The following is an 8,837-nucleotide window of genomic DNA, read 5'->3' on the forward strand; positions in this document are numbered from 1 at the left end:
CTTCTATAAATAGTCAAATTAACAGTTCCAAATATTCATTAAGAATTACCCATTAAAGCTTTCAGTCAACTGAGGCACCACTTGTTTCTTACGTGAAACAGCACCTGGAAGGAAAGCGTGGTTGTTTTCAAGTTTGAAGTTGAAGGCAGCTTCCACCTTGTCCATGTTTGATCCAAGAGCCAAAATTTCTGAGTTTGAGTTGACGATGTCTGTAATCATCAAGACAAAGTCTGAGTAGCCGTTTGCTGCATTAGCCGCTTGCATTGCTGCTTCGATTTCAGCTTGGCGTTCCAAGACTTCAGCAATATCAACTGTATTAACTTGGGCAACACGAACCTTATTTCCGTTGAGTTCAAATGTCTTAGCATCGATATCAATCAATTCTTCAGCAGATTTACTAGCCAAGTTTGTACCAGCTTTCAGCATAGCCAAACCGTACTCTTCCAAGTTGACACCAGCTAATTCAGCCAATTCAGGCGCAATCACTTTATCAGATGGGTGTGTTGTTGGTGATTTCAAAAGAAGGGTATCTGAAATCAAACCTGAAAGCATCAATCCTGCGATTTCTTTAGGAACAGCTACACCATGTTCTTTGAACATGCGGTAAACAATAGATGAAGCTGATCCAACTGGTTCCAAGCGCATGTAAAGTGGGCTGGCAGTTTCAAAGTTAGCCACACGGTGGTGGTCCACAACACCGTAAACTTCTACTTCAGCGATATCTGATACAGATTGTTGGAATTCATTGTGGTCAGTTAAGATAACTTGCTCTGCACCTTCTGCTTTAGCAGATGTGATGACGCGTGGTGCTTCTACACCAAAATAGTTCAAAACAAAGGCTGTTTCTTCATTTGGAGTTCCAAGTGCTACTGCTTCTGTGTCCAATCCATAAGCCTCTTTTGCAAGATAAGCAAAGGCTACAGATGACCCGATGGCATCTGAGTCTGGATTTTGGTGACCAAATACTAGAATCTTAGACATGATAATACCTCTTTAAATTTATTCATCTTATTGTAGCACTTTTTTCCTCTTTTGACAAAAGTAAGAGGAGCCAAAAGACTCCTCGTTAGACATCAATATGGTTGACTAGATTTTTCTCTTGATTTTCAGATAAAAATCGTTCTTTCTGTGGTCTTTTCTTGCGTTTAAGGAGAGCTTCGGCAGACATGGCTTCTTCCTTACTGGCAAAACCCTCTACATAGATGAGTTTGACTGGCAAGCGAGCTCGGGTATACTTGGCTCCCTTACCACTATTATGAACGGCAAGGCGCCTCTTCACATCTGTTGTATAGCCCGTATAGTAAGAACCGTCGCGACACTCCACCACATACATATAGGCTTTATGATCCATAGTAAATCTCTTGAATTTCTGGTGTATAGGAACCATCGTCATTGTGAACAATGAGCGGTGGTAAGACCTTGAAGCCACTGGTCGAGCCATCCTTGATAGCTTCGATTAAGAGCATATTGGCCTCCTTCTCACGTTTAGGATAGACAAATTGCAGGCGCTTAGGAGCTAAATTATGGCGTTGAAGCATGTTTAAGATATCCAAGAGACGATCTGGACGATGAACCATGGCCAAACGCCCATTAGACTTGAGAATACTCTGAGCACTACGGCAAATTTCTTTCAGGTTAGTCGTAATTTCGTGTCTGGCCAGAAGGTAATGTTCACTCTCGTTCAGATTGGAATGCGGATCCACCTTAAAATAAGGCGGATTGCACAAAATCATATCCACCTTACTTCCCTGAATGTGGGCAGGCATATTTTTCAAATCATCACAGATGACCTGCATCTGCTCTTCCAAGCCATTCAACTGAACCGAACGCTCTGCCATATCCGCCAAGCGCTCCTGAATCTCTACAGATATTATCCGCGCCTGAGTACGTGAACTAGCAAAAAGTCCCACTGCACCATTTCCAGCACAAAAGTCCACAATTAAACCCCGTTTAGGGAAGCGAGGAAAGCGTGATAAAAGAACACTATCCACCGAATAGCTAAACACCTCTCTATTTTGAATGATCTTGATATCTGTCGACAAGAGCTGATTGATTCGCTCTCCTGGTTTTAATAATTGTTCTTCTTTCATACTTTTATTATAACAAATAATGTTAATATTACAAATGATTTAGATAATCGTATTTATGGCTTCTTCTTTAAATGCTCCAGTGCCTCACGCGTCCAAACAGGCATCATTCGGGCAAGTGGTGCAAAACCGTGCTTGATCCGATCATTTGAAAAACGTCTCCGTCTTGGCAATTGATGTTTTTCCTCTTCCAGAGTACGGATAGAAAGACTAGCCTTTCCAGTGTATTCGTCAAAATCCACCACCTGAACTTGAACTTCATCGCCAATTTTTAAAATGTCATAGATATTTTCAATAAATCCCGTCCGAATCTCCGAGATGTGAATCAGCCCTGTCACCCCTGTCTCTAACTCAACAAAGGCACCGTAGGGCTGAATTCCTGTAATACGCCCAGTCAGCTTATCACCAATTTTCATTCTAGTCCTCAATTTCAATCGTTTCAATTACTACATCTTCAACTGGTTTGTCCATTGCACCAGTCTCAACAGCTGCAATGGCATCCAAGACCGCAAAAGATTCAGCATCTAGCAACTGCCCGAAAACAGTATGACGACGGTCAAGGTGAGGAGTTCCACCTTGTTCTGCATAAATCTCAGCGATCGGTTCAGGCCAGCCACCACGCGCAATCTCTTTCTTAGAGTACGGCAAGTGTTGGTTTTGCACGATAAAGAACTGGCTACCATTGGTATTTGGGCCCGCATTGGCCATAGAAAGGGCACCACGGATATTATAGAGTTCTTCAGAAAATTCATCTTCAAAAGAGTCACCGTAGATTGACTCGCCCCCCATACCAGTACCAGTTGGGTCTCCACCTTGGATCATAAAGTCCTTGATAATTCGGTGGAAAATGACACCATCATAGTAACCATCTTTTGACAGAGCAACAAAGTTAGCCACTGTTTTAGGAGCATGTTCAGGGAAGAGCTTGATACGCAAGTCTCCGTGATTTGTCTTAATGGTCGCAAGAGGACCTTCTACTGTTTCAATTTCTACTTGTGGGAAATGCAATTCTTTTTCTACCATACCAAATCCTTCTAAAGCATCAAAAATGCCATCTTCTTCTACTGTTTTTGTAATATAATCTGCTTTTTCTTTGATTTTATCATGGGAAACACCCATAGCAATACTGATTCCAGCATAATCAAAGAGTTCCAAGTCATTGAGACCATCCCCAAAGACCATGACATTCTCTGGTTTTAAGCCTAGATGTTCTATCACCTTGGCTACACCAGTTGCTTTGGATCCTGAAATCGGCACGATATCAGATGAATGTTCATGCCAACGCACCATGCGAAGTTTATCTGATAAAGACTCTGGTAAGTGCAAGCCATCCCCTTTATCTTCAAAGGTCCACATCTGGTATATGTCTGCTTTTTCATGGAAGTCAGGATCCACATCCAAGTTCGGATAAATCGGATCAATAGCCTCACTGATCAGTTCTGTTCGCGTGGAGAGTTTGGCATCATGACTGCCAACCAAGCCATATTCAATTCCCTCTCGCTTAGTCCAAGAGATATACTCTTCAACATCTGACTTGTCAATCTGATGTTGATAAATGACCTGGCCTTTTTTATCTTCTATATAAGCCCCATTCAGAGTTACAAAAAAGTCTGGATTGAGCTCACGAATCTCTGGAACGACACCGAAAATACCGCGCCCAGAGGCAATTCCTGTTAAAATTCCTTTTTCACGCAACTGTTTAAAGACAGTGGGAATTGTAGCTGGAATAAAACCTGTCTTTGACGTACGCAAGGTATCATCAATATCAAAAAAGACGATTTTAATCTTCTTTGCCTTGTATTTTAATTTCGCATCCATCTCTCTACCTCTTTTCCATCACTCTTTCCATTATACCATAAAGCTGATGAAATTCCTTTTTTGAAAAAAGATGAAAATCCTATTAAAAAGAGAGCCAGAAAAACTAGCCCTCTCTTTTCATCCTAAAACATCTCTAGAGCAATCATGGTAATCATCGTTGCATCATAGTAGTTGTCCAAAGGTAAATCTTGTGTGAAAATGTATTTATTTTGCTGAAGAAGTTTCAGATAACCTTCTCCCCTGTCAGACGCGTAGGTAATCGGTGCCAAGAAACTACCTGCCTGGTATTGATTAAGGGCCGTTCCGTTCAAGTCATATCCAGCATAAATGTGCTGTTCTTTCATAAAGAAATTCATCATCTTTTGAACAAGTTTTTGACTTCTTTCATCTTGGCTCTGTGACAAGTGATAAGGCAAACGACAAGCGTTATAAGAATACGCTCCATCATATTGAGATTCGATTGTGTTGGCATCAACAAGATGTGCCCCTGACTTCTCAGCCCAGATAAAGTCTGGCAAGAGACCCGTATCAGAATGAGAACTGATTTGCTCCAATTGCCCAAGCATTTTATCTTTAATATCTAGCCATTGTTTGTTTCCAGTCAGGTCGTAGAAAGACTGGAAATAGTGAGGAAGAGTATCAGACGTCCGCATCAAGTAATAATAATCGGAATCCTTGTTTGCCCAGTTTCCTACTGTTAAAACACCTGTCTCTTCATTGTAATTGTATCGAAGAATATCTTCTAAGATTTTTTTAGCTTGCTCTTGGTATTCCTGCGCCTTATCTGGCCACTGCTTGGCAGCTTCAATCAAAGAATAAGTGATGTAGAAATCTCCATCAGTTGCGTTTTGCTTCTCAACCGTTTCGATACCATTTGTGATCACTTGCTTCCAAGACATCAACTGTGTTCCCTCGATACGATGATTTTGGTAATAGCGATAAAGACCCTCAAAATCTGCTTGTGTTGCTTGCCCTTTTTGAGCTGCTAAAACCGTTATGAGCATGCCGTAACTTTGGGCTTCAGATAGAACTGTTGTTCCCTCCGAATCACTCGTCGTACGAACATAAGACTGATCGTCTTTTGTAACAAGGAACTGTTGGCTCCATTGGCTGTAAATTCGATTGCGCATCTCGACTTTACTCCTTCCTCTTGCCAAAAACAAGGTTAAACAGAAGATAGAAAGGATGAGCACAAACCATATATATTTTATTTTATTCGTTTTCATAAATCCTCCTATCCTGCAAATCGCTTGGTTTTAACCCACTTAGTTTCTTTTCGGCGGAGTACTTTGTCCAGCACGATTGAAGAAATGGAATCAATGGATACAACGATAAACATCTGTGCGTAAGAAAAATAGGCTACCAAGGCTAACCAGATTTGTTTTGTAGTCGCTTGTCCAAACTGACTTGCTAATGCCGTCATAATTTGCATCAAATAGAGACCAATCATGAGAATCCAGTTGAAGAGCATGAGCTGGGCGATGTAGATATTATCCGCATCAAAAGCAAATGGAATTCTGACATCTGGGAAGAAAAGATTAAGACAGATCGCTAGCACATTCGCTAGGAAAATCAAATCCGAAAGAACAATAGCAAAGTTAAACCAAAAGAAAACACAAGAATAGTTAAAGACTTCTAGTTTAACGCGCCAGTTTGCTCTGCCAAATAAATGCTTAAAGTTCGAGAGAACAACTTCATAATTTCCTTTCGCCCAACGTTTCCGCTGCATATAGTAACTCTTTAAGGTCTCAGGTTCTTGTTGGAAAGCCTCTGAATTATAGGCAAGGGCAATCAATTTACCACTCTGCATGATTTTGAAGGAAATATCGGTATCCTCAGTTAAGGCACCATTTTTCCAACCACCGATACTCTTTACAAAGTCGGTTTGAATGATAAAGTTGGTTCCTGGGATACGCCCAATTTTAAAGAGATGCCACATCCCAACGTGGTGCACGCGCTGAGTAACAACGATCTCTTGGTTGATACAACGAGTCAAGAAATTTTGGTTGGCGTTTCGAGTCTTGTTGCGGCCAAAAGATGCCACGTGGCGTTCTGGGTCCTTCATCACTTCTTTGACAAGGAAATAAAGGGCGTTCTTTTCAGGCATAGCATCCGCATCATAAACACAGATGTATTCGCCTGTTGCCATCTCCAAAGCATCGTTTAGAACGCCCGCTTTTCCTCCCGTACCAGTACGGTCTATAATGGTTAGATTTCTTTCAGCATATTCTGGCATGGCTTGTACAGACAAGCATTCAGCATAAGTGTTATCCGAACAGTTATCCGCAAATAAGAGCAATTCCACACGATCGTGAGGATAATTCATATCCAAGATAGCTTTTGCCGTTTGGGCAATAACCACATCCTCATTATGAGCAGGAACAACAATGGTGACCTTAGGATAATAAGGTAGCGGCGAAGTGTCTACACGAAAATCACTGTGTTTAAACCAAAAGTGTACTGCCGAAAAGAGAATTACCAAGCCCCAAGCTAGAGAAATCCAAATTGTAAGCAAGGTAAAAATCATTACCATTTGACTAATCATGATTCACCGCCTTAAAATTTTTGTTCACTCGATGGTAAAGAATATTGTATGCAATAAATAGTATGATAAAACAAATGCCAAAGGCGAGACTGAGTGCCAAAGCAATACCAAAAAATAGTTCGGTTAAAGTCATGTTTCCCTCCTAATATTCTACAATTACATCTGTCTCTAGTTGACGTTTGAGATGACTGGCGACATCCGCGTAGTCTTGGTATTTATCTTTATTATCAGAGTTAATCACCAAATAGCCTGTTTGGAACTGAATTCCTTGATTGCCATCTTCTCCATGAAAAACTAAACTGCTCAGTTTCTCCTGCAAACCATTCAAATAAAGTTCCTTCAAAGAATGTTGGTTAGTACTCGATAGAACGAGAAAATTACCATCCGAAACGTAATAGAGCTTATCATTGTAACTCAATTCCTGAGCAATTCCCTCTTGAATACGACTGAGCATCTGGTTATGTTCTTTTGGTTTAATCTGGAAGAACAAATCTTCATGTGCCCAATGAATCAATAAAGATTGAACCGTAACATCACTTTGTTCAGTGACCATAGCTTGGTAATCTGCTCGAGCTTCGTCTTCCTGTTCTTGTACCTTTGAGGCCACCTTGAAGAAATAATAACGAACTTTAAGTAGAATCCCAATCAAAAGTGGAAAACTGATCAATAAGAAGACCAGTTGAATGATTGGGATATAAACCACACCCGCAACCAAAACGATAAGTCCAAAACCAAATGCTAAGATAAGGGTCCAAGTAAGCAAAAGGTCAGATAATACCAACACTGCAAACAAGGCTAAAGCTAAAAACAAGATTTGTTCTAAAATGATTGCTCGAGCATACAAAAAACAAAGCACCAAAAGAATGACCTCACAAGCAAGCAAAGCCATAAGCCAGTTTTTAAATTGACTCCAATTTTTCATTTTATCTTATTTCCCCCCTTTGAATTCAGATACAGAAGTTGCTGCACCAAAGTACTGTTGAATGGATTGTACGATTCGTTCAGAGGCTCTTCCATCTCCATAAGGATTTGGTGCCTGAGACATTTGTCTATAAAGAGTTTCATCTGTTAAGAGAGCTGTCATCGCTTCTTTCACACATACTGGATCAGTCCCAACTAGTTTCAAGGTTCCTGCACGAACACCTTCTGGACGTTCCGTCGTATCGCGAAGGACAAGAACAGGTTTGCCGAGAGAAGGCGCCTCTTCCTGAACTCCGCCAGAGTCAGTCATGATAAAATAGCTTCTTGAAGCCAAATTATGAAAATCAAGTACATCTAAAGGCTCAATCAAGTGAATACGATCGTGACCAGCTAAGATATCTTTTGCTGCTTCTTGCACAGCAGGGCTAAGGTGAACAGGATAAACAACTTCAATTTCCTGATGAAGATCAACCATCTCACGTAAAGCTGTAAAGACATTTCTCATTGGTTGACCTTGATTCTCACGACGGTGCATGGTTACCAATACAAGTTTCTTATCTGGATCCAATTGATCTAGAACATCATGATAGTAATCCGATTGAACGGTTAGTTTCAAGGCATCAATGGCTGTATTTCCCGTAATGACAATAGCAGACTCAGGGTGATTTTCCTTGAGGAGATTTTCTTTACTCTCACTAGTTGGAGCAAAATAAAGATCCGCTAGGTTATCAGTCATCTGACGATTCATTTCTTCTGGGAAAGGAGAATACTTATCAAAGGTCCTTAGACCAGCTTCAACGTGGCCGATACGTACCTGATTATAGAAAGCAACTAAACTTGCTGCAAAAGTTGTTGTTGTATCTCCATGAACAAGAATCATATCTGGAAGTTCTTGCTTAACAACTGGATCAAACTTTTCTAAAATTTTTCCAGTAATGTCTAAGAGGGATTGATTTTTCCCCATAATATCCAGGTCATAATGTGGCTCGATGCTAAACGTTTCAAGAACTTGATCAAGCATTTGACGGTGCTGAGCTGTCACAACTGTGATCGTCTCAATGCTGTCACTATGTTTTTGCAATTCTAACACTAAAGGGGCCATTTTAATAGCTTCTGGTCGTGTTCCAAAAACAACCATCACTTTCAGTTTCTTCATTACGCTATCCTTCTACTATAATAAAATTTGACACATCAGATTAATCTTTATATCGAATTATTGCGCAAATCAATTAATTTGATTATCTTAATTATTTTACCGTCAATTAATTTATATGTCAAATTTTTTCCAAATTATATTATTGCATTTAATTTAATTTTAACAATTTGTAACCTTTTTGTAACAATATTATTTACAACCTTTAAAAAGCCTTATTTTAGGAAATTTTAAGACTTTTCAAAAGAATCCGTATTTAAAAAAACTAAACCTTATATGTTTTTTTTGATATTTATTTTTATCTTGATAATTC

Annotated in this window: 10 protein-coding genes; all 10 read right to left on the reverse strand. The window is 39.9% G+C overall.

Annotated features, from left to right (window positions below; all coding sequences use genetic code 11):
* Positions 1 to 45: 45 nt before the first annotated feature.
* Positions 46 to 981 carry a manganese-dependent inorganic pyrophosphatase gene (locus GMD5S_RS0208040; RefSeq protein ID WP_000036036.1) on the reverse strand — a complete coding sequence of 312 codons (936 nt, stop codon included), beginning with the start codon at positions 979 to 981 and terminating at the stop codon, positions 46 to 48.
* 85 nt (positions 982 to 1,066) lie between these two features.
* Positions 1,067 to 1,351 carry a GIY-YIG nuclease family protein gene (locus GMD5S_RS0208045; RefSeq protein ID WP_000349631.1) on the reverse strand — a complete coding sequence of 95 codons (285 nt, stop codon included), beginning with the start codon at positions 1,349 to 1,351 and terminating at the stop codon, positions 1,067 to 1,069.
* Positions 1,341 to 2,090, reverse strand: coding sequence for a tRNA1(Val) (adenine(37)-N6)-methyltransferase (locus tag GMD5S_RS0208050; RefSeq protein ID WP_000657021.1), 750 nt, complete (start codon positions 2,088 to 2,090; stop codon positions 1,341 to 1,343). The genes GMD5S_RS0208045 and GMD5S_RS0208050 overlap by 11 nt, the downstream gene beginning before the upstream one ends.
* Before the next feature lie 53 nt (positions 2,091 to 2,143).
* Positions 2,144 to 2,503, reverse strand: a complete 360-nt coding sequence (locus tag GMD5S_RS0208055) for a S1 RNA-binding domain-containing protein (RefSeq protein WP_000689618.1) — start codon at positions 2,501 to 2,503, stop codon at positions 2,144 to 2,146.
* Position 2,504: 1 nt separating this feature from the next.
* Complete coding sequence (locus GMD5S_RS0208060; RefSeq protein WP_000338994.1) at positions 2,505 to 3,905, reverse strand: bifunctional Cof-type HAD-IIB family hydrolase/peptidylprolyl isomerase; 1,401 nt, start codon at positions 3,903 to 3,905, stop codon at positions 2,505 to 2,507.
* 122 nt (positions 3,906 to 4,027) lie between these two features.
* Positions 4,028 to 5,131, reverse strand: coding sequence for a glycosyl hydrolase family 8 (locus GMD5S_RS0208065; RefSeq protein ID WP_025172621.1), 1,104 nt, complete (start codon positions 5,129 to 5,131; stop codon positions 4,028 to 4,030).
* Between the two features lie 8 nt (positions 5,132 to 5,139).
* Positions 5,140 to 6,450 (reverse strand): glycosyltransferase family 2 protein, encoded by a 1,311-nt coding sequence (locus GMD5S_RS0208070; protein WP_000625495.1) that lies wholly within the window; start codon positions 6,448 to 6,450, stop codon positions 5,140 to 5,142.
* Positions 6,443 to 6,583, reverse strand: coding sequence for a hypothetical protein (locus GMD5S_RS10725; RefSeq protein ID WP_000176306.1), 141 nt, complete (start codon positions 6,581 to 6,583; stop codon positions 6,443 to 6,445). The genes GMD5S_RS0208070 and GMD5S_RS10725 overlap by 8 nt, the downstream gene beginning before the upstream one ends.
* A 9-nt stretch (positions 6,584 to 6,592) precedes the next feature.
* Positions 6,593 to 7,372 carry a hypothetical protein gene (locus GMD5S_RS0208080; RefSeq protein WP_000800622.1) on the reverse strand — a complete coding sequence of 260 codons (780 nt, stop codon included), beginning with the start codon at positions 7,370 to 7,372 and terminating at the stop codon, positions 6,593 to 6,595.
* A gap of 6 nt (positions 7,373 to 7,378) precedes the next feature.
* A complete protein-coding gene (gene wecB / locus GMD5S_RS0208085) occupies positions 7,379 to 8,527 on the reverse strand; it encodes a non-hydrolyzing UDP-N-acetylglucosamine 2-epimerase (protein ID WP_000734439.1) in 1,149 nt (382 codons plus the stop codon).
* Positions 8,528 to 8,837 lie beyond the last annotated feature (310 nt).

The organism is Streptococcus sp. GMD5S (genome assembly GCF_000298715.2).
Lineage (GTDB): Bacteria > Bacillota > Bacilli > Lactobacillales > Streptococcaceae > Streptococcus.